Genomic DNA, 19,785 nt, shown 5'->3' with positions numbered 1-19,785 from the left:
CCAGGCGCAAGAAACTGACAGTTGGATGACGGGCTACCCGCCGCAGTCACATTCTAAAGCAGGTGTTCGCCGAGACGACCATGCAAACGTTGTGGCAGATTTTCTTCAATCTCCCGCAAAGCTCGGCGAATTGCACTTTTGAAGCCCTCAGGCCCAGCAGCACCATGGCTTTTCACCACAATCCCCTGTAAGCCTACGAAACTGGCGCCGTTGTGCTGAGCGGGCGCCAACTCACCCTGCAAGCGCCGCAATAGCGGCAAGGCCAACGCACCAACCGCACGCGCAGCAAGACTGGATTTGAACAGGGCATCAATACGCCCGGCAATCATCGCCGCCAGGCCTTCGCTGGACTTGAGCAGGATATTGCCGACAAAACCATCGCACACCACCACATCAGCCTCACCGCGATAGAGCCCATCGCCCTCGATAAAACCGATGTAGTTCAGCCCTTCGGCCTGCTGCAACAGACTGGCTGCCAGCTTGACCTGCTGATTGCCCTTGATGTCCTCCGTACCGACGTTCAGCAGCGCCACACGCGGACGTTGCATCCCCAGGACCTCGGCAGTCACAGAACCCATCACGGCGAACTGGTGCAGATGCTCGGCACTGCAATCAACATTCGCACCCAGGTCCAGCAGATGGCAGAAACCCGTCTGTGTCGGAATCGCCGTGACCATGGCTGGACGGTCAATTCCCGGCAGGGTTTTCAGCACATAGCGCGACAGCGCCATCAGCGCCCCGGTGTTCCCGGCGCTGACACAGGCTTGCGCCGCACCACTGCGCAGCAATTCAAGGCTGATACGCATTGAGGAATCCGGTTTGCCACGCAAGGCCTGGGCCGGACGCTCGTCCATGCCCACGACTTCACCGGCATGGGCAACACGCAGGCGTGAACGATCGACACCAGGATGGCGAGCAATCAAGGATTCAAGAAGGGAAGATTGGCCAACGAGGACCAGGTACAACGAAGGGTATTCAGCCAGACAGGCGATGCTGGCCGGAACAATGCAGTGGGGACCGAAGTCCCCACCCATTGCATCAATCGCGATGATCGGAGCGGACAAGGATTACTCGTCAGCGCCCTTGTCGATCACTTTACGACCACGGTAAACGCCTTCTGGCGATACGTGGTGACGCAGGTGAACTTCACCGGTGCTTTTCTCGACCGACAGAGTGCTTGCCTCAAGCGCGTCGTGCGAACGGCGCATGTCACGGGCGGAACGGGATTTTTTGTTCTGCTGAACAGCCATAACTAATTAACTCCTAAACGTTTGGGTCACGCTTTAACTGCGCCAATACACTGAACGGGTTGGACCGCGTTACCTCGTCCTCGCTCGACTCGGGCTCTTCGAGGCCGGCCGGCTGCTGGCAATCTTTAGGGTCATGAGCCGGGACAATGGGCAAGGCAAGCAAAAGCTCTTCCTCAACCAGCGCCAGCAGATCCAATGGGTCTTCACCCAACTCAATCACGTCATAGCCTTGCGGCACTGACTGGGTATTCGCACCCTCTTTCACCACAGCATAATCACACGCGCTGTAGATCGGCAAAGTGACCAGCTCCAGACAACGCTGGCAAACCATCTTGACTTCAACCTCAAGCTCGCTGTGAAAAACCACAGCGTTACGCTCGTCGCGCTCGAAGGAAAACTTCGTGCGCACCATGCCTTGGTTATCGGCAAGCGGGCCGCAGAGACGCTGCAAATCTGCAAGCTGCAGGTCACCCTCAAGGGTGGCGCTGCGATCAGCTAATTTGCGCGGATCAACGTGAGGTGGAATCGGGCCATTTGACATAGGCGGCGCATTTTAGGGATGCAACCCGCCGCTGTCAAAGGAAATTCGGCCTGTCCGGCATCTGGAGCGACGGCTAGAATCACCAGCCATCCATAACCTCTATATAAAGAAGGAAAACGCCGTGCTGCCTCTGGTGCTAGCGTCCAGCTCCCCCTATCGCCGCGAACTGCTCAGCCGCCTGCGCTTGCCGTTTACCTGGAGCGCGCCGCAAATCGACGAATCGCGACACGCCGGCGAAGAGGCCGAAGCCCTGGTGCGGCGCCTGTCCCTGGAAAAGGCACAGGCACTGAGCGCCAGCCATCCACAACACCTAATCATTGGCTCCGACCAAGTCGCAGTACTGGGCACACAGATCCTCGGCAAACCCCACACTCTGGAGCGCGCCCGTGAACAACTGCTGACTGCTAGCGGCAACAGCGTGACTTTCCTTACCGGGCTGACCTTGCTCGACAGCGCCACCGGCCAACAACAAACCGACTGCGTGCCATTCACCGTGCATTTCCGCACACTCAGTGAAGCGCAGATCATGCGCTACCTGACAGCCGAGCAACCCTTCGACTGCGCCGGCAGCTTCAAGGCCGAAGGCCTGGGCATCAGCCTGTTCCGCAGCACCGAAGGCAGCGACAGCAACAGCCTGATCGGTTTACCACTGATTCGCCTGGTGGACATGCTGCAAGCCAGCGGAATCAGCATCCCATAACGCAGCAGGCCCGATCATTGACCGGGCCTGTTTATGCAAATAATCAAATTCAGCGCAGTGCTGGGCCCTGAAACCCCATCCACAGGGCAATGCGCTCAGCCATGCTGGCACCCAGGGTTTTGGCGAAACGATCAAAAGGCGATTCCTTGACCGTGAAATCGACCACTTCCTTCTCGCCAATCACTTCCCGCGCTACGTAGCTGGTATTACCCAACGCATCAATCAGCCCCAGCTGCAGCGCCTGCTCCCCCGACCAGACCAACCCTGAAAACAACTCGGGATGCTCAGCATCCTTCAAGCGCTCGCCGCGCCCCTGCTTGACGCTGGCGATGAACTGACGATGAGTGGTTTCCAGCACCCCCTGCCAGAACTTGGTTTCCTCAGCTTTTTGCGGCTGGAATGGATCGAGAAACGCCTTGTGCTCACCCGAGGTGTACACCCGGCGATCCACACCCAGCTTCTCCATCACCCCGACAAAGCCGAAAGTAGCCGCCGTCACACCAATGGAGCCGACCAGACTGGCCTTGTCGGCATAAATCTCATCGGCCGCACTGGCAATGTAGTAAGCCCCCGACGCCCCCAGATCAGTGATCACCGCATACAGCTTGATCGCTGGATATTCGGCACGCAGGCGACGAATCTCGTCATAGATATAGCCCGATTGCACTGGGCTACCACCCGGACTGTTGATACGCAGGACAACCCCTTTGGTATTGGCATCCTCAAAGGCCGCGCGCAGGCTGCTGATAATATTGTCGGCACTGGCTGACTCCTGATCAGCAATCATACCGCGCACCTCGATCACCGCGGTATGACTGCCAGTGGTTGCCCCCTTCTTCACTGCCATCAACGGCGAGAACAGCGCCAGTGCGCCAAAGATGTAAATAAAGGTCAGCAGTTTGAAGAAAATTCCCCAGCGTCGCGCTCGACGCTGCTCCTGCACGCCTGCAAGCAGAGTCTTCTCTAACAATTTCCAGCTTTTACCCTCGCCATCAGCCGCTGCCGACGCGTTCCATTCATCTGCCATGCGCAACCACCTCAACTGACTGATCAGACACACGCTGGCTCAGCCAGGCATGCAACTCGGTAAAACACTCTATCGCCAACGTAGGCTGACACTCGCGCAACGCCTGCAAGGGCTGCGCGCCATAGCCGACCGCTACACAATCCATGCCGGCGCGCTGCGCCATCAACAGATCAAAGGATGAGTCGCCAACCATCAAGGCCTGGCTAGCCGCCACACCACTCTGCTCCAGTATCTCATGCAGCATCAGGGGATCCGGCTTGCTGGCAGTTTCATCTGCACAACGGGTGTAATCGAAATAGTCCAGCCAGCCACGATCAGCCAGTACACGCTGCAAACCATGCCGCCCCTTGCCCGTCGCCACCGCCAAACGATAGCCCTGCGCACGAAACGCCTCCAGCCCCTCGGCCACGCCATGAAACAAGGCAGACGGCTCAGCCTCCAAAGCCAGATAATGCTCGCCGTAGCTCTGCCGCAAACGCTGAGCACGGGCCGCATCGCCCAACCAGGGATACAGGCTGCGAATAGCCTCCGGCAAACCCAGACCGATAATGCCGCGCACTTGCTCATCGGTGCAGCGCGGCAGCTCGCTGGAATCTGCAGCCAGGTGCATAGCCGTGACAATCCGACCAATGGAATCGACCAGCGTGCCATCCCAATCAAAGATCAGCAGCTGGTAGCCGCGCTCCTGACAGCCACTCATCTGAAAATCAGGCACCGAGACGCTCCAGGGTTCGCACCCACATCTCATCGACCGGCGCCTCCAGCTTGAGCTGCCCACCTTCGGGTAACGGCACGATTAATTCATAGGCATGTAGAAACAGGCGCTTACCGCCCAACTCGCGAATTTCCTTGGTGAAATCATCATCGCCGTACTTGCTGTCACCCGCAATCGAGTGACCGGCATACTGCGTGTGCACGCGGATCTGATGGGTACGCCCTGTCACCGGTTTAGCCTCAACCAAGGTGGCGAATTCACCAAAGCGGCGCAGGACACGGAAGACGGTCAAAGCCTCTTTGCCTTCAGGATTGACCTCAACCATACGTTCACCGGAGCGCAGATTACTTTTCAGCAATGGCGCATTGACCTGCTTCTTGGCCGTCGCCCAATGCCCACGCACCAGCGCCATATAGCGCTTGTCCACACCATCGCCACGCAAGGCTTCATGCAAGTGGCGAAGCATGCTGCGCTTTTTGGCAATCATCAGCAGACCCGACGTATCGCGGTCAAGGCGATGCACCAGTTCCAGATCCTTGGCATCCGGACGCAACTGACGGAAGGCTTCAATCACCCCGTAATTCAACCCACTGCCGCCGTGCACTGCGATACCGGCCGGCTTGTTCAGCACGATCAACGCCTTGTCTTCATAGACAATCGCCGCCTCAAGACGCTGCAACAGACCTTGCGCCAACGGTTCAGGCTCATCACGCTCAGCCAGACGCAACGGCGGCACCCGCACGATATCACCGGCCTGCAGCTTGTACTCAGGCTTGATCCGACCCTTGTTCACCCGCACTTCGCCTTTGCGCAAAATCCGGTAAATCAAGGTCTTGGGCACGCCTTTGAGCTGGGTGCGGAGGAAGTTATCAATGCGTTGGCCGGCAAGTTCCGGCGCAACCTCGAGCAGCTGAACGCCGGAGGTTGGAGGGGAAGGATTTGTCATCGCGCAATCATAACAATTTTTTATGGAATTGAAGCACTTAATCATTGCTGCTATAGTCGGGAACGCCGCCAAAAGCGGCCTGGTTTGCGGATGATCGCCAAAACTGCCATCCCCAACCAACGCAACCCATTCGGGACGTGAGGCCGTCCGACGGGTTATTCAACGAAAGAAAAGCCTCCAAGGCTGTGAATAACTCGGAAATAAAGCCTTTAAGCCATGATGCGCAACCTGCCCCTTTGGACGGTTGCGGTAATAGTTAACCCGCTGCGGATTTTCGCGAGCGGCACCCGAGTTTCAGCGATACGTGTAGGGTGGAGATGTACAACTGTTGGTCCGCGTAGCAGCTCGCTTTACCAAGACGCCTCATCTCGTCCGCTACCAACAGCTGATTCCTCCTCCTGACTTAGTGCTTTCTGTTATCACAGCGAGCAGGAGACGTCCGTCGCGGCCCAGCACAATTGGCTGACCGCCGCTAGACACTGGAACGCTTTACGACCGTTCCTGACGCACCTGACACCGACCCTGAGAGTCGTGTGTGCCGAACGCCGCTTCCGTCAGCACCGGAAACCGACGGTACTACATGAAAAGAATGCTGATTAACGCAACTCAGCCCGAAGAGCTGCGTGTCGCCCTAGTAGATGGCCAAAAACTCTACGACCTGGACATCGAGTCCGGTGCCCGTGAACAGAAAAAATCCAACATCTACAAGGGCAAAATCACCCGCGTAGAGCCTAGCCTCGAAGCCGCTTTCGTCGACTTCGGTTCTGAGCGTCACGGCTTCCTCCCGCTCAAAGAAATCTCCCGCGAATACTTCAGCAAGGCTCCCGAAGGCCGCGTCAATATCAAAGACGTGCTCAAGGAAGGCCAGGAAGTCATCGTTCAGGTCGAGAAAGAAGAGCGTGGCAACAAGGGCGCTGCCCTCACCACCTTTATCAGCCTGGCCGGCCGTTACTTGGTGCTGATGCCAAACAACCCGCGTGCCGGCGGCATTTCGCGCCGTATCGAAGGCGAAGAGCGCAACGAACTGCGTGAAGCACTGAATGGTCTGGTTGCGCCAAGCGACATGGGCCTGATCGTGCGCACCGCAGGCCTTGGCCGCTCCAGCGAAGAAATGCAGTGGGACCTCGACTACCTGCTGCAACTCTGGACCGCCATCAAAGAAGCTTCGCAAGATCGCGCCGCGCCATTCCTGATCTACCAGGAAAGCAACGTGATCATCCGCGCCATCCGCGACTACCTGCGCCAGGACATCGGCGAAGTGCTGGTCGACAGCATCGAGGCGCAGCAGGAAGCCCTGAGCTTTATCAACCAGGTGATGCCGCAGTACGCCAGCAAGATCAAGCTGTATGAAGACAGCGTTCCGCTGTTCAACCGCTTCCAGATCGAAAGCCAGATCGAAACCGCCTTCCAGCGCGAAGTGAAGCTGCCGTCCGGCGGTTCCATCGTGATCGACCCGACCGAAGCCCTGGTGTCCATCGACATCAACTCGGCGCGCGCCACCAAAGGCAGCGACATCGAAGAAACTGCCCTGCAGACCAACCTGGAAGCGGCTGAAGAAATCGCCCGCCAGCTGCGTCTGCGTGATATCGGCGGCCTGATCGTCATCGACTTTATCGACATGACCCCGGCGAAGAACCAACGCGCCGTGGAAGAAAAAGTCCGTGAAAGCTTGGAAGCCGACCGCGCCCGCGTGCAAGTGGGTCGCATCTCGCGTTTCGGCCTGCTGGAAATGTCGCGTCAGCGCCTGCGTCCGTCCCTGGGTGAAACCAGCGGCATCGTCTGCCCACGCTGCAACGGTCAAGGCATCATCCGTGACGTCGAATCGCTGTCGCTGGCGATCCTGCGCTTGATCGAAGAAGAAGCCCTGAAAGACCGCACCGCCGAAGTCCGCGCACAAGTGCCAATTCCGGTTGCGGCCTTCCTGCTCAACGAAAAACGCAACTCGATCACCAAAACCGAGCTGCGCACCCGCGCTCGCATCGTCATCATTCCAAACGATCACCTGGAAACACCGCACTTCGAAGTGCAGCGCATCCGTGACGACAGCCCAGAAGCCCAATCCGGCCAGTCCAGCTATGAAATGGCCGTGACTGAAGTTGAAGAAGAAAAGCAGGCGTCGGCCACCCGCACTCTGGTTCGCCAGGAAGCTGCAATCAAGACCGCCCCACAACGCACGGCACCGACACCGGCTGAAGCCGTTGCTGCACAACCTGTAGCCGCTACCGAGCCAAGCCTGTTCAAGGGCCTGGTCAAGTCGCTGGTCAGCCTGTTCGCCGGCAAGGAAGAAGAAAAACCTGCCGTTGTCGAGAAGAAAACCAGCGAACGCCCGCAGCGCAGCGACGAGCGCCGTAATGGTCGCCAGCAGAACCGCAGCCGCGGTGGCCGCAACAACGAAGAACGCAAACCTCGCGAAGACCGTGGCCCGCGTGAAGAGCGCGCACCTCGTGAAGAGCGTCAACCGCGTGCACCACGCGAGGAACGCGCACCGCGCGAAGAGCGCAGCCCACGTGATGCCGTAGAAGTGCGTGAGCCGCAGGAAGTGCGTCAATCGCGCCCACCGCGTGAAGAGCGTCAACCACGCGATCGCAAACCTCGCGAAGAGCGTCAACCGCGTGAACTGCGCGAGCCGCTAGACGCCGTCTCCGGTGACGTCGCTGGCGATGAAGCCCGTGGCGAACGCCCGCAACGCGAACCGCGCCAGCCGCGCCAACCGCGTGAAGAGCGCCAACCGCGCACTGAACAAGCCGCAGCGGCGAGTGAAGAAGAACTGCTGAACGGCGAAGACGCACAGCAAGACGAAGCCCAGGAAGGCAGCGAAGGCGGTGAACGCCCACGTCGTCGCTCCCGCGGTCAGCGCCGCCGCAGCAACCGTCGTGAGCGTCAGAACGATGCCAACGGCAACCCGATTGAAGGCAGCGAAAACAGCGACGAAGGCACAGAAGCAGCAAGCGACGAGAGCAATGTCATCGCCACTGCCGCTGTAGCTGCTGTAGCAGTCAGCAGCGCAGAGCAAACCGCGCCAACAGCCGAAGTGGCCGTTGAAGTGGCCAGTGAGCAGCCAGCCGCTGTTACCGAGCCACACGTTGTTGCCGAAGCTGCCGTTGTAGAAACTGCCGACAGCCCAGCACCTGTAGACAGCGAAGCACCGGCCGTGACTGAAACCAGCGAAACCGCACCAGCAGCACTGGAAACCCCAGCACCTGTTGCCGCTGTCGTTGAAGCTCCGGTTGTAGAAGCGCCACCAGTGGTTGCAGCTGCTGAGCCTGTGGTCGAAGCGGTAGCTGTCGAAGCAGCACCCGCCGTTATCGCCAGCAGCACAGGTCGCGCACCGAATGACCCGCGTGAAGTGCGTCGTCGCCAGCGTGAAGCCGAGCGCCTGGCGCGTGAAGCAGCTGAAGCGCCAACTGCCGCCATACAAGTTGAAGCGGCTGTACCGGTCGCTGAAGAGCCCGCTGCAGAAGTGGTTGCCGAAGCCGTAGTTGAAACTGCAGCCGAAGCCCCTGCCGGCATCGAAGCCGCCGAGCCAAAAGCTGAAGCAGAAGTAAGCCAGGAGCCGCAAAGCTCGCTGTTTACTGACGTAGAAGCTGACGAGCAGGATAAAGAAGCGGTCAAACCGCAAGTCTGATCCGCAAAGGCAATAAAAAAGGGGATGCTTCGGCATCCCCTTTTTCGTTCTAGCTTTTATTACAGCGCGATCAACACGCTGTTCGCTAACTTCCGCTGATACGCCCTATAACACGTTCGGCTCTATTTCCAGTTCAACCGCAAAACGCCGGGCTATGTCCGCCTGAATCCGCCGAGCCAGCGCCAACAACTGCGCACCAGTAGCAGCGCCGTAATTGACCAGTACCAACGCCTGCAAACGGTGCACTCCGGCATCGCCATCCCGAAAGCCCTTCCAGCCCGCCCGCTCGATCAACCAGCCAGCCGCCAGCTTGACCTGCCCATCCGCCTGTCCATTCACCATCTGCGGATAAGCAACCAGATCGGCATGCTCAGCACGCAAACGTTGCGCCAGCTCAGCAGATACCACGGGATTCTTGAAGAAGCTCCCAGCGTTGCCCAGTACCGCAGGGTCCGGCAGTTTTTCGCTGCGAATGGCACAAATGGCCTGACTGACGTCCAGTGCGGTTGGGGTACTGATGCCCTGCTCTGCCAGGCGCTGACGCACCGGGCCATAATCCAGATGCAGCGCAGCAGAACGATTCAAGGCAAAGCGCACACGCAAAATCAGCCAGCGGCCGCTCTCACGCTTGAACAGGCTGTCGCGATAAGCAAAGCCACATTCATCCAGAGCAAACTCACGCAGTTCACCCGTATGCCGATTCAAGGCGGTCAAGCCCACAAACAGATCCTTGAGCTCAACACCATACGCACCGATGTTCTGCACTGGGGCCGCGCCCACCGTGCCGGGAATCAGGCTGAGGTTTTCCAGACCGGCAAAGCCTTGCGCCAGGGTCCATTGAACAAACGGATGCCAGGGCTCGCCCGCCTCCGCTTCGACCAACACCTGCTCGCCGTCATCGCTCAACACGCGAATACCACGACTGGCCATGCGCAGCACCAGCGCCGGCACATCGGCAGTGAGCAGCAGGTTGCTGCCACCGCCCAGCACCAGTAGCGGCAGGTGCTGGGCCTCGGCATAAGCCAGGGCCTCGCGCACCTGTTGGTCGCTCTCGGCCTCGGCAAAATGGCTGGCCTGCGCTGCAACGGCAAAGCTGTTGTACGGTTTCAGCGAGACCTGAGTACGCACCTGCAGGCTCATAGACGCCCCTTGAGTTCACGCACCAGGTCATCACAGGCCTGCTCGATCAGGTCCAGCACCTGTTCGAAGCCGGCCGCTCCGCCGTAGTAGGGATCAGGCACTTCATCCAGCTCCAGCTGATAGCGCCGCAGAAACAGATCCAACTCGGCTGCGGCATTAGCCGGGCGCAGTTGCTGCAAATCGCGCAGGTTGCTGTTGTCCATGGCCAGGATCAGGTCAAAGGCGTGAAAGTCCGCCGCCTTGACCTGCCGACCGCGCAACGCAGAGAGGTCATAGCCGCGCTGCTGCGCCGACTGGCGAGTACGCAGATCTGCTGCCTTGCCCACATGCCAATCACCGGTGCCGGCCGAATCGACCTCAATACGCCCGTCCAGACCAGCTTCACATAACTTGTGGCGTAACACGCCTTCAGCGGTGGGCGAGCGGCAGATATTGCCCAGACAGACGAACAGAACGCGCATCAGGCCCCCAGCAGGCGACGAACCCGCTCCAGGTCTTCCGGCGTGTCGACGCCCGCAGGTGGCGCCTCCAGGGCATCGGCGACATGGATACGCACGCCATGCCAGAGCGCACGCAGCTGCTCCAGGCATTCGGTGTCTTCCAGCCAACATGGGCCCCAGGCGACGAAGTCATGCAGAAACTGCGCACGGTAGGCGTAAATGCCGATGTGGCGACGATATGGCACGCCTGCTGGCAGCTCGTCACGACTCTTGGCGAACGCATCACGCGCCCAGGCCAGCGGCGCGCGGCTGAAAGTCAGGGCCAGGCCGGTTTTATCGCTGACCACCTTGACCACGTTGGGGTTGAATAGCGCCTGCACATCCTCAATCGGCTCGGCCAGGGTGGCGATGGCCGCCTGCGGGTTGGCCGCCAAATTGGCCGCCACCTGATCAATGATTGATGGCGGAATCAGCGGCTCGTCACCCTGCACGTTGACCACAATGGCGTCAGCCGCCAGGCCCAGAGCCGTGGCCACTTCAGCCAGGCGGTCGGTGCCAGAGTTATGGTCAACGCGGGTCAACACCACCTGCGCACCAAAGCCCTGACACGCCTCAACGATGCGCGCATCATCAGTGGCGACGACCACCTGCTGTGCGCTGCTTTTGCATGCCTGCTCCCAGACATGCTGAATCATCGGCTTGCCGGCAATATCCTGCAGCGGCTTGCCCGGCAGACGGCTGGAGGCAAAGCGCGCCGGAATCACAACGGTAAAGACAGTGCTCATTTACTTGTCCAGACGCTCGTCGACGGTGAGGGTGCGGGCTTCGCTTTCCAGCATCACCGGGATGCCATCGCGCACCGGGAAAGCCAATGCGTCGGCCTTGCAGATCAGCTCGCTCTTGTCAGCGGCAAGCTTCAGCGGGCCCTTGCACAGTGGGCAGGCGAGAATATCGAGCAGTTTCGGGTCCATGGGAGGTCCTTGATAGGAAGCAGCAACCGGGGCGGACAAGGCCGCCGAATAAGCAGAACAGTCAGGCGCGCGGCACAAGGCGCTGCAATTGCTGATCAAACCAGGCGACAAACGCGGCCGAAGGCTCGGCATCCACCGCCAGGTACCACCAATCGTCAGCCGCAAAGGCACGGCACTTGACCGCATCCTTTTCCGTCATCAGCACCGGCAGCGCCGGGCTGAAATTCAGCAGCTCGGCGCTATAAGGCGCGTGGTCGGCAAAGGCATGCGCGACAGGCCGCCAGTGTAGCCCTTCGAGGGTATTGAAGAAACGCTGCGGATTGCCAATACCAGCGACCGCATGCAGGGCCTGACCGGCCGGGAAATGACTGAGCGGACGCTGCTCGCCACTGCGCAGATTGACCAGGGTGCGTGGCCGCAGGGTAAAGCCGTAGCCATCCTGCGGATCGCTGGATGCGCCGTTATACAGCAGCGCATCCACACTGTGCAGACGCTCGACGGGCTCACGCAAAGGGCCGGCCGGCAGGCAATGGCGATTACCCAGGCCGCGCGCGGCATCAATCAGCACCAGTTCCAAATCCCGGGCCAGGCGGTAGTGCTGCAGGCCATCGTCACTGAGGATCAGGTCCAGCGGCTCGCTCGCCAATAAAGCAGCGACAGCACGACCGCGATCAGGATCGATCATCAGCGGCACGCCGCTGCGCTGCACAATCAGCAGCGGTTCATCGCCGGCCACGCTGGCCGCCTGATCGGCCTGCACACGCCAGGGCAGCTGCGGCGGCTGCGCGCCATAGCCGCGACTGACCACACCGACACGCAGCCCTTGGCGGCGGCAGTGCTCGATCAACCAGAGAATCATCGGGGTCTTGCCGGTGCCACCGACGGTGATATTGCCGACCACCACCACCGGTACCGGCGCACGGTAGATCGCGCCCTCACCCGCCAGGAACCGCGCGCGTTTACGCTGCACCACGGCACGATAGAGCCACTCCAGAGGGCGCAGCAGGCTCAATGCCGGATGCCCGGTGTACCAGGCAGCAGTGATGCGCTCCGCCAGGCTCATCAGTGCACAAGCCTCAAGGCGCGGCCTGCGCCTCGATGGTGGTCATGCGCAGATGGGCAAAACCCAGCTTGCCGGCCGCATCCATGGCGGTGATCACCGCCTGATGCTGGGCCTTGGCATCGGCGCTGATGATCAGCGGCAGGCTGTTATCGCCTTCCGATTCTTTCTGCAGCGCCGCCATCAGGCTTTCCAGATCGCTTTTCAGCAACTGCTGGGCATTCAGCGAGTAGCTGCCGTCAGCGGCAATCAGGATTTCCAGCTGCTTAAGTTCGGTCTGCTCGGGCGGCGTACCAGTGGCGGCCTCCGGCAGATCGACCTTGAGCTGGGTTTCGCGGGTAAAGGTGGTGGTAACCACGAAGAACAGCAGCAGGATAAACACCACGTCGATCAACGAGGCCAGGTTGATCTCGACGTTTTCCCGCGGTTTACGCCGGAACTTCACGCCTTGTCCTCACCCAGATCGACGTCACGGTCACCCTGCACCACTTCCACCAGGCGAATCGCCTCCTGCTCCATGCCCACCACCAGCTCATCGACACGGCGCTGCAGGTAACGGTGGAAAAACAGTGCCGGAATCGCCACCATCAGGCCCGCCGCTGTGGTGATCAGCGCCTTGGAAATACCACCGGCCAGCGAGGACGCATTGGCCATACCGGTGCCCATGAACGAGCTGAAAATTTCGATCATGCCCAGCACGGTGCCGAGCAGCCCCAGAAGTGGCGCGATACCGGCAATGGTGCCCAAGGCATTGAGGTAGCGTTCCAGGTCATGGATGACCCGCGCAGCCGCTTCCTGGATGCACTCTTTCATGATCTCGCGACCATGCTTGGAGTTGGCCAGGCCGGCGGCGAGGATCTGCCCCAACGGCGAGCCTGCGCGCAGCTCCTTGAGCTTCTGGTTATTGAGTTTTTTCTCTTTGATCCACTTCCACACCTGCCCCAGCAGGTTGGGTGGGGTGATACGGCTCGGCCGCAACGTCCACAGGCGCTCGGCAATAATGCCGGCAGCCGCGATAGAACACAGAATGATTGGCAGCATCATCCAGCCGCCAGCTTTGACCAGTTCCCACACGGTGGCAGATCCCCTTCACAAAAGTGGCGCCACTCTAGCATAGGGTCGCGGCCTCGCCGACCGTCGCCGTTCTCATTTTTCCCGCCAAAAACGTGCGTGATCACGCAAACCCTGCGCCGGCTCGAAAGCGCCCAGACGAATCCGCACCGCACCATGCACAACGCTGTCATACAGCTGCGCGTCCAGCGCCCGGTAACGTTCGACAACCTCGACATGCGGATGGCCAAAAGCATTGTGCGCACCACGGGAAACCAACGCAGCTGTGGGACCGACCTTTGCCAGGAACGCCGCCGAGGATGAACTGCGACTGCCATGGTGCGGTGCCAGCAACCACTCTGCCGGCATAACCAGACCACTGTTGAGCAGGGCTCGTTCGGCCTGGCTATCGATGTCACCGGTCAGCCACAGGCGCTCGCCATTGGCCTCAATGCGCAGTACACAGGACGCTTGATTGCCATCGCTCGCACCATCCCAGCGCCAGGTACTGAACTGCACCCCATCCCACTGCCAGCGCTGCCCACTGACGCAGGCCTGGGCTTGCAGCACAGCCGCCAGTTTATCGGGCTCGCCACTGAGCACCTGGCTGACCGGCAAGCCGCGCTGAATGGCCACGGCACCACCGGCGTGATCATTGTCAGCATGGCTGATCAGCAGCAGATCAAGCCCGCGCACATCCAGCGCTCGCAAGGATGGCAACACCACCCGCTCACCGGTATCGAATTCGCCAAAGCGCGGTCCGGCGTCATACAACAGCTCGTGTCCCTGGGTGCGAACCAGCACCGCCAAGCCTTGACCGACATCCAGCATCCACACATCGGCCATCCCCTCCGCAGGTCGTTGCTGCGGACTGAACAGCAGCGGCAACAACAGCAACCCTCCCAAGCTGCGCAGCGGTAGCGCTGCGGGCATCAGTAACAACAGCGCGCCCAGCGCCACCAGCAGCCAGGCCCAGAATGGCAGATCACTGGGCAACCAGGCAGGCAGCCACTGGGCCAGATAAATAAGTCCCGTAAACAACAGGTCCAGCAACCAGCCGGAAAGCCAGAGCAGCGTCGTGCCAACCGCAGGCACAACCAGCAACAGGGTGCCGAGCAATGCCAGCGGCACCACCAACAGCCCAACCACAGGCACAGCCAGCAGATTGGCCAACGGGCCGCTGGCGCTCACCGGCAGACCAAGGGCCAGCAGCAATGGCAGCAGACCGATGGCCATCGCCCACTGCGCGCGCCACAACGTCTGCCACCAGGGCCAGGCTCCCAGGCGTGCGCTGAAGATCAGGATCAGCAACATCACCGCGCCAAATGACAACCAGAAACCCGCCTGCAGACTGGCCAGAGGCTCCCACACAAGTACCGCCAACAGGGCCAGCAACACCGGTAACCACACACCCAGGTGGCGAAAGCGCCAACGCCAGAGCAGCACCAACCCGACCATCACACAGGCGCGCTGCACCGGTACAGCAAACCCGGCCAGCACGCCGTAGGCCAGTGCACCAGCAAACGCCAGAGCGCATGCGCAGGGTAGCCAGGGCCAGCGTCGCGGCCACCACCCCAGGCGCGCCAGCCCCGCTACCAGGCCATAGAGCAGCGTCGCCAGCAAACCAATATGCTGGCCGGAAATAACCATCAGATGCACCGTGCCGGTGTTCTGCAACACCTGCCAATCGGCGCTCGACAGGCCCGAATCATCACCCAGCACCAGTGCCGCCAACGCGCCTTCACGGCCTTCTGCCGGTGTGGCTAATAGATGCTGACGCAGCTGATCACGCCATGCGTCGGTGCCACGGGCAGGCGATAAGCGCTCCCCACTCTTCACCGTACCCGTGGCACCGATACGCTGCGTAAGCAGCCAGGCTTCGTAGTCAAAGGCTTGCGGGTTGACCAACCCATGCGGACGTTTGAGCCGTACCGCCAGCCGCCAGGTTTCACCGGCACGGATCTCGGGGCCGCCATACCAAGCCAGCCGCAGGCGCGCGGGTAACTCGGCGCGACGCGAGCTGGGCTGGTGCAACTGAAAACGCACCACGCCATCGGCGACCTCGGGCAAACCCACCACCTGCCCTTGCAGCCACAGGGTGCGCCCATCCAGTTGCCGCGCCAGGCGATCATCCAGCGCGCCCTGCGCGCTTACGCAGGCCCAGGTAAAGCCGAACAGAAACAGGGCAAGTGGATAACTGCGAAACGGCAGCAGCATCAGGCCGACGACCAGCAACAGGGTCAGCAACCAAGTCGGCGGTAGCTGTGGAAGAAAGCGCAACGCCAGCAACCCCGCCAGCAACGCTAGAAGTCCTACGCGCATAGACTCGCTCCATGAGTCGTGTGCCAGGGCAGCCGACAGGCAAAACCATACAGCCTGCGGCTAACCCTGAAACAAAAAAGCCGTTACAGACGTAACGGCTTTGGCTTGCTGCCAGCGTAGCCTATTCGTAACGCAAGGCATCCGCTGGCTGAATGCGGGCCGCACGCCAGGACGGGTATACCGTGGCCAGGAAGCTCAGGGTAAAGGCCGCGCCACAGATCAGCAGCACATCGGACAACAGCAGCTCCGACGGCAGGTTGCTGATGAAGTAGACGTCCGAACTCATCACCTGCTGGCCGCTCAGGCGCTCGATCCAGCCCACCAACTGGCTGACATTGAGCGCCGCAAGAATGCCCAGTACCGCACCAATCAGCGTGCCAATGGCGCCGATCACCGTGCCCTGCACCATAAAGATGCCCATGATCTGCCCCGGCGTCGCACCCAAGGTACGCAGGATGGCGATATCTGCGCCCTTGTCCGCTACCACCATGATCAGCGTGGCGATGATATTGAAGGCAGCCACCGCCACGATCAGCAGCAGCAGCAGCCCGATCATGGTCTTTTCCATTTTCATCGCGCTGAACAGGCTGCCCTGGGTCAGGGTCCAGTCACTGGCGCTGTAACCATCGCCCAACCCACTGACGATCTGCGCAGCCACCTGCGGAGCCTGATAAAGGTCTTTCAGCTTCAGGCGCACGCTTTGCACCTGGCCCGGCTGCATGCGCTGGATATGCGCAGCATCGGCGACGTGAATCAGCGCCAGCGAACTGTCCAGCTCGGCGCCAACCTTGAAGATGCCCACCACGTTAAGACGCTGCATACGCGGGCTGATACCGCCCGGCACGCTGCTCAGTTCCGGCACGATCAGCGCCAGCTTGTCGCCCACCCGCAGCTGGAAGCGCCGTGCGGTAATTTCACCAAGCACCACACCAAACTCGCCTTCACGCAGGTCGCTCAGACGACCTTGCTGCATATGCTTGTCAATGATCGATACCTGCGGTTCCAGCGCCGGGTCGATGCCGTGAAGCTGCACCGGCTGCATCGCCCCACGCATCGACAGCATGCCTTCCAGTTCGGCAAACGGTACGGCTGCGAGCACCTGCGGATTACGCTTCGCAGCCGCCGCGACCTGCTGCCAGTCATCCAGCGGCTTGGCCCCGGCAATGCTGGCGTGCGGCACCATGCCGAGAATGCGCGTGCTCATTTCCTTCTGGAAGCCATTCATCACCGACAGCACCACGATCATCGCCAGCACACCGAGGGCCAGACCAATCATCGAGGTCATCGAGATAAACGAGATGAAGTGGTTGCGCCGCTTGGCCCCGGTATAGCGGATACCGATAAAGATACTCAGCGGGCGAAACATCAGGCAGCCACCAGCTTGCCGTCTTCCAGACGCAGAATACGGTCCATCTGCTGCGCCAGCGCCATGTCGTGGGTGACCACCAGAAAGGCGGTCTGCGACGAGCTGCTCAGCTCCTTCATCAAGTCCTGAATACCCTGCGCGGTGTGATGATCGAGGTTGCCGGTGGGCTCATCGAGCAGCACCAGACCCGGCTGATTGACCAGCGCGCGGGCAATCGCCACCCGCTGACGCTCGCCACCGGACAATTCGGCCGGCTTGTGCGCCAGGCGATGGCCAAGGCCAACCCGCTCCAACAGCGCGGTGGCACGCTGGCGCGCTTCATTGATCGGTGTGCGGCCAATCAGCAGCGGCATGCACACGTTCTCCAGGGCGGTGAACTCCGGCAGCAGGTGGTGGAACTGGTAAACGAAACCCAGCGCGCGGTTACGCAGCAGACCGCGCTGCTTTTCATTCAGCGCCGACAATTCCTCGCCGGCCAGCCAGACGCTGCCGGTGCTCGGCGTATCCAGGCCGCCGAGCATGTTCAACAAGGTGCTCTTGCCTGAGCCGGAACTGCCAACAATCGCCACGCGTTCGCCGGGATGCAGCTCCAGCTGCAAGTCCTGCAGCACCACCACCGATTGCGGGCCCTCGTCGTAGCTTTTACCGAGGTTGCGACAACTCAACACTGCACGATCTTGCATAACCGAATCACTCATAACCTGATCATTCATAACGCAGAGCCTCCGCGGGCTGGGTACGCGCTGCGCGCCAGGCCGGATACAGGGTGGCGAAGAAACTCAGAATCAACGCCGCGCCGCAGACCAGCAGCACGTCTGCTAGCATCAGCTGCGAGGGCAGGTAATCGATGAAATACACATCGGCATTGAGGAATTTGATCCCCAGCAGCCCTTCCAGCGCGGCAATCGCACTGCTGATATTCAATGCCGCCAGGCAACCCAGCACGGCACCAATCGCCGTACCGAACACGCCGATCACCGTACCCTGCACCATAAAGATCGCCATGATCTGCCGCGGCGTCGCACCCAGGGTGCGCAGAATGGCGATATCACCCTTCTTGTCGGTGACCACCATGACCAGGGTGGAAATGATGTTGAACGCGGCCACCGCGACGATCAGCAGCAGCAGCAGGCCGATCATCGCCTTTTCCATGCGGATCGCCTGGTATAGGTTGCCGTGGGTGCGGGTCCAGTCGCGGGCGTAGTAGTCACCCTCTCCCAACGTTTGCGCCAACGCCCAGGCGGTGCGCGGGGCCTCGAACAGGTCAGCGAATTTCAGGCGAATGCCCTGCACCTGATCGGCCTGCCAGCGCTGCAGCCGCGCCAGATCCTGCACATGGGTCAGAGCCAGATGGCCGTCGATCTCACCCGCACCGACATGGAAGATCCCGACCACGGTAAAACGCTTGAGGCGTGGAAACATACCGGCCGGCGTCACCGTGACTTCCGGGGCGACGAAAGTGACCTTGTCACCCAGGCCAACCCCGAGCTTGGCTGCGGCCTTGTCGCCCAGCACCATGCCGAACTCGCCGGATTGCAGATCCTCCAGGCGACCTTGCTTAAAGAAATTGCCGATGATCGAAACCTTGGCTTCTTCCAGCGGATCGACCGCATTGATCAGCACCTTCTGTACCTTGCCATCATTGGTCAGCAGGCCCTGCATCTGGCTAAACGGCGCAACCGCCAGCACTTGCGGATTGCGCTGCGCCTGATCGGCCAGGCTGCGCCAATCCTTGATCGGCGTGGCGCTTTCCACCGTGGCGTGCGGCACCATGCCGAGCACACGGGTGCGCATCTCGTGGTCGAAACCATTCATCACCGACAACACCAGGATCATCACCAGCACGCCAAGTGCCAGCCCGATCATTGAGGTCAGGGAGATAAAGGATACGAAGTGGTTGCGACGCTTGGCTCGCGTGTAGCGCGTGCCGATAAATACGAACAGAGGTCTGAACATGTCGGGGCTGATTCGAGGGAAAAAGAAACGTCCTTGTGGGGGCCTGGCGAGCAGCCTTACACTCTGACCACTACTGCTGCCATGGGTTCGCCATGCCGACTCAAGATGAAGATGACCGCCGCGAATACTATCGTATCGACGACACGATCGCACTGGAATTCACCCAGCTCTCCGGGGCTGAAGCCCTGGCCAGTGACGCGCTTCACGACAGCTCGCCGCTGTTCAACCTGCTCAGCGACCTGCACCTGATGGACTTCGAGTCGCAGCATCTGCTGCGGCACATCAGTGAACGCGACCGCACCCTGGCCAACTACCTCAAAGTCATCAATAAACGCATCGACCTACTCGGCCAGGCGGTGGCACAGAGCCTGCTGCGCGACATCGGCGCGCCGCGCAAGGTCAGCCTGTCCGAGGGCGGCGTCAGTTTCAACAACAACCAGCCGGTGGCCGCCGGCGCGCACCTGGCGGTAAAGATGGTGCTGATGCCGCAAGCACTTGGCCTGCTGCTGCGGGCCAAGGTGGTGCACTGCCGCCCGCTGCCGTCGCAGCAATTTGAAATCGGTGCGGAATTCGAAGCCCTGACCGATGCCCAACGCCAGCTGCTCGCCCGGCATATCCTGCAGCGCCAAGCCCTGGAGCGTCGCCAGGCCCGTGAGCAACCTCTGCAACCCTGATA

20 protein-coding genes are annotated in these 19,785 nt (G+C 60.7%); 3 read left to right on the top strand and 17 right to left on the bottom strand.

Annotation, left to right across the window (positions count from 1 at the left end; genetic code table 11):
* Positions 1-53: 53 nt before the first annotated feature.
* Genes plsX through ACSQ17_RS18270 form a run of 3 tightly spaced genes read right to left on the bottom strand, consistent with a single transcriptional unit; the run spans position 54 to position 1,791 of the window.
* Positions 54-1,064: a phosphate acyltransferase PlsX gene (gene plsX, locus ACSQ17_RS18280; protein ID WP_436069999.1), complete on the bottom strand. Its 1,011-nt coding sequence runs from the start codon at positions 1,062-1,064 to the stop codon at positions 54-56.
* A gap of 3 nt (positions 1,065-1,067) precedes the next feature.
* Positions 1,068-1,250 carry a 50S ribosomal protein L32 gene (gene rpmF, locus ACSQ17_RS18275; RefSeq protein WP_003245185.1) on the bottom strand — a complete coding sequence of 61 codons (183 nt, stop codon included), beginning with the start codon at positions 1,248-1,250 and terminating at the stop codon, positions 1,068-1,070.
* 13 nt (positions 1,251-1,263) lie between these two features.
* Complete coding sequence (locus tag ACSQ17_RS18270) at positions 1,264-1,791, bottom strand: YceD family protein (protein WP_108486330.1); 528 nt, start codon at positions 1,789-1,791, stop codon at positions 1,264-1,266.
* 121 nt (positions 1,792-1,912) lie between these two features.
* On the opposite strand from ACSQ17_RS18270, the gene ACSQ17_RS18265 reads away from it, so the two are divergent.
* On the top strand, positions 1,913-2,491 hold the full coding sequence (locus tag ACSQ17_RS18265) for a Maf family protein (protein ID WP_436069998.1): 579 nt from the start codon (positions 1,913-1,915) through the stop codon (positions 2,489-2,491).
* Between the two features lie 49 nt (positions 2,492-2,540).
* Here ACSQ17_RS18265 and sppA read toward each other — a convergent pair whose 3' ends face one another.
* Genes sppA through rluC form a run of 3 tightly spaced genes read right to left on the bottom strand, consistent with a single transcriptional unit; the run spans position 2,541 to position 5,179 of the window.
* Positions 2,541-3,518, bottom strand: coding sequence for a signal peptide peptidase SppA (sppA, locus tag ACSQ17_RS18260; RefSeq protein ID WP_436069997.1), 978 nt, complete (start codon positions 3,516-3,518; stop codon positions 2,541-2,543).
* Positions 3,508-4,218 carry an HAD-IA family hydrolase gene (locus tag ACSQ17_RS18255; protein ID WP_436070515.1) on the bottom strand — a complete coding sequence of 237 codons (711 nt, stop codon included), beginning with the start codon at positions 4,216-4,218 and terminating at the stop codon, positions 3,508-3,510. Before ACSQ17_RS18255 ends, sppA begins: the two co-directional genes overlap by 11 nt.
* Positions 4,219-4,225: 7 nt before the next feature.
* Positions 4,226-5,179: a 23S rRNA pseudouridine(955/2504/2580) synthase RluC gene (gene rluC, locus ACSQ17_RS18250; protein WP_436069996.1), complete on the bottom strand. Its 954-nt coding sequence runs from the start codon at positions 5,177-5,179 to the stop codon at positions 4,226-4,228.
* A 580-nt stretch (positions 5,180-5,759) separates the two neighbouring features.
* On the opposite strand from rluC, the gene rne reads away from it, so the two are divergent.
* Positions 5,760-8,804 (top strand): ribonuclease E, encoded by a 3,045-nt coding sequence (rne, locus tag ACSQ17_RS18245; RefSeq protein ID WP_436069995.1) that lies wholly within the window; start codon positions 5,760-5,762, stop codon positions 8,802-8,804.
* Between the two features lie 105 nt (positions 8,805-8,909).
* Here the strand turns inward: rne and murB are convergent, their stop codons facing one another.
* The 11 genes from murB to ACSQ17_RS18190 form a co-directional block, all read right to left on the bottom strand.
* On the bottom strand, positions 8,910-9,944 hold the full coding sequence (gene murB / locus ACSQ17_RS18240; RefSeq protein ID WP_436069994.1) for a UDP-N-acetylmuramate dehydrogenase: 1,035 nt from the start codon (positions 9,942-9,944) through the stop codon (positions 8,910-8,912).
* A complete protein-coding gene (locus ACSQ17_RS18235) occupies positions 9,941-10,405 on the bottom strand; it encodes a low molecular weight protein-tyrosine-phosphatase (protein ID WP_436069993.1) in 465 nt (154 codons plus the stop codon). The genes murB and ACSQ17_RS18235 overlap by 4 nt, the downstream gene beginning before the upstream one ends.
* On the bottom strand, positions 10,405-11,169 hold the full coding sequence (gene kdsB, locus ACSQ17_RS18230; RefSeq protein ID WP_436069992.1) for a 3-deoxy-manno-octulosonate cytidylyltransferase: 765 nt from the start codon (positions 11,167-11,169) through the stop codon (positions 10,405-10,407). Before kdsB ends, ACSQ17_RS18235 begins: the two co-directional genes overlap by 1 nt.
* Entirely contained in the window at positions 11,170-11,355 is a 186-nt protein-coding gene (locus ACSQ17_RS18225) for a Trm112 family protein (RefSeq protein ID WP_436069991.1), read from the bottom strand. It abuts the gene before it with no gap.
* Positions 11,356-11,416: 61 nt separating this feature from the next.
* The gene (gene lpxK, locus ACSQ17_RS18220; RefSeq protein WP_436069990.1) at positions 11,417-12,418 is read right to left on the bottom strand and encodes a tetraacyldisaccharide 4'-kinase; all 1,002 of its coding nucleotides are present in this window, start codon (positions 12,416-12,418) and stop codon (positions 11,417-11,419) included.
* A 13-nt stretch (positions 12,419-12,431) separates the two neighbouring features.
* The gene (locus ACSQ17_RS18215) at positions 12,432-12,860 is read right to left on the bottom strand and encodes an ExbD/TolR family protein (RefSeq protein WP_436069989.1); all 429 of its coding nucleotides are present in this window, start codon (positions 12,858-12,860) and stop codon (positions 12,432-12,434) included.
* Positions 12,857-13,489, bottom strand: a complete 633-nt coding sequence (locus ACSQ17_RS18210) for a MotA/TolQ/ExbB proton channel family protein (RefSeq protein ID WP_436069988.1) — start codon at positions 13,487-13,489, stop codon at positions 12,857-12,859. The genes ACSQ17_RS18215 and ACSQ17_RS18210 overlap by 4 nt, the downstream gene beginning before the upstream one ends.
* Before the next feature lie 72 nt (positions 13,490-13,561).
* Positions 13,562-15,787, bottom strand: coding sequence for a DNA internalization-related competence protein ComEC/Rec2 (locus tag ACSQ17_RS18205; protein WP_436069987.1), 2,226 nt, complete (start codon positions 15,785-15,787; stop codon positions 13,562-13,564).
* A gap of 121 nt (positions 15,788-15,908) precedes the next feature.
* Positions 15,909-17,153 (bottom strand): lipoprotein-releasing ABC transporter permease subunit, encoded by a 1,245-nt coding sequence (locus tag ACSQ17_RS18200; protein ID WP_436069986.1) that lies wholly within the window; start codon positions 17,151-17,153, stop codon positions 15,909-15,911.
* Positions 17,153-17,836 carry a lipoprotein-releasing ABC transporter ATP-binding protein LolD gene (lolD, locus tag ACSQ17_RS18195; RefSeq protein ID WP_436070514.1) on the bottom strand — a complete coding sequence of 228 codons (684 nt, stop codon included), beginning with the start codon at positions 17,834-17,836 and terminating at the stop codon, positions 17,153-17,155. The genes ACSQ17_RS18200 and lolD overlap by 1 nt, the downstream gene beginning before the upstream one ends.
* A gap of 22 nt (positions 17,837-17,858) precedes the next feature.
* The gene (locus ACSQ17_RS18190) at positions 17,859-19,109 is read right to left on the bottom strand and encodes a lipoprotein-releasing ABC transporter permease subunit (RefSeq protein ID WP_436069985.1); all 1,251 of its coding nucleotides are present in this window, start codon (positions 19,107-19,109) and stop codon (positions 17,859-17,861) included.
* Between the two features lie 92 nt (positions 19,110-19,201).
* Here ACSQ17_RS18190 and ACSQ17_RS18185 point away from each other — a divergent pair, with 92 nt between their 5' ends.
* On the top strand, positions 19,202-19,783 hold the full coding sequence (locus ACSQ17_RS18185; RefSeq protein ID WP_436069984.1) for a PilZ domain-containing protein: 582 nt from the start codon (positions 19,202-19,204) through the stop codon (positions 19,781-19,783).
* Positions 19,784-19,785 lie beyond the last annotated feature (2 nt).

The organism is Pseudomonas sp. LjRoot71, from assembly GCF_964253255.1.
Lineage (GTDB): Bacteria > Pseudomonadota > Gammaproteobacteria > Pseudomonadales > Pseudomonadaceae > Aquipseudomonas.
The sequence above is the reverse complement of the archived record's forward strand: the minus strand, read 5'-3'. Positions and strand labels throughout refer to the sequence as shown.

What these genes read in the sequence shown, in the direction of transcription:
- rpmF (WP_003245185.1), bottom strand. Translation starts at nt 1,250, where the DNA reads ATGGCTGTTCAGCAGAACAAAAAATCCCGTTCCGCCCGTGACATGCGC.
- ACSQ17_RS18270 (WP_108486330.1), bottom strand. Translation starts at nt 1,791, where the DNA reads ATGTCAAATGGCCCGATTCCACCTCACGTTGATCCGCGCAAATTAGCT.
- sppA (WP_436069997.1), bottom strand. Translation starts at nt 3,518, where the DNA reads ATGGCAGATGAATGGAACGCGTCGGCAGCGGCTGATGGCGAGGGTAAA.
- ACSQ17_RS18255 (WP_436070515.1), bottom strand. Translation starts at nt 4,218, where the DNA reads ATGAGTGGCTGTCAGGAGCGCGGCTACCAGCTGCTGATCTTTGATTGG.
- rluC (WP_436069996.1), bottom strand. Translation starts at nt 5,179, where the DNA reads ATGACAAATCCTTCCCCTCCAACCTCCGGCGTTCAGCTGCTCGAGGTT.
- rne (WP_436069995.1), top strand. Translation starts at nt 5,760, where the DNA reads ATGAAAAGAATGCTGATTAACGCAACTCAGCCCGAAGAGCTGCGTGTC.
- murB (WP_436069994.1), bottom strand. Translation starts at nt 9,944, where the DNA reads ATGAGCCTGCAGGTGCGTACTCAGGTCTCGCTGAAACCGTACAACAGC.
- ACSQ17_RS18235 (WP_436069993.1), bottom strand. Translation starts at nt 10,405, where the DNA reads ATGCGCGTTCTGTTCGTCTGTCTGGGCAATATCTGCCGCTCGCCCACC.
- kdsB (WP_436069992.1), bottom strand. Translation starts at nt 11,169, where the DNA reads ATGAGCACTGTCTTTACCGTTGTGATTCCGGCGCGCTTTGCCTCCAGC.
- ACSQ17_RS18225 (WP_436069991.1), bottom strand. Translation starts at nt 11,355, where the DNA reads ATGGACCCGAAACTGCTCGATATTCTCGCCTGCCCACTGTGCAAGGGC.
- lpxK (WP_436069990.1), bottom strand. Translation starts at nt 12,418, where the DNA reads ATGAGCCTGGCGGAGCGCATCACTGCTGCCTGGTACACCGGGCATCCG.
- ACSQ17_RS18205 (WP_436069987.1), bottom strand. Translation starts at nt 15,787, where the DNA reads ATGCGCGTAGGACTTCTAGCGTTGCTGGCGGGGTTGCTGGCGTTGCGC.
- ACSQ17_RS18200 (WP_436069986.1), bottom strand. Translation starts at nt 17,153, where the DNA reads ATGTTTCGCCCGCTGAGTATCTTTATCGGTATCCGCTATACCGGGGCC.
- lolD (WP_436070514.1), bottom strand. Translation starts at nt 17,836, where the DNA reads ATGCAAGATCGTGCAGTGTTGAGTTGTCGCAACCTCGGTAAAAGCTAC.
- ACSQ17_RS18190 (WP_436069985.1), bottom strand. Translation starts at nt 19,109, where the DNA reads ATGTTCAGACCTCTGTTCGTATTTATCGGCACGCGCTACACGCGAGCC.
- ACSQ17_RS18185 (WP_436069984.1), top strand. Translation starts at nt 19,202, where the DNA reads ATGCCGACTCAAGATGAAGATGACCGCCGCGAATACTATCGTATCGAC.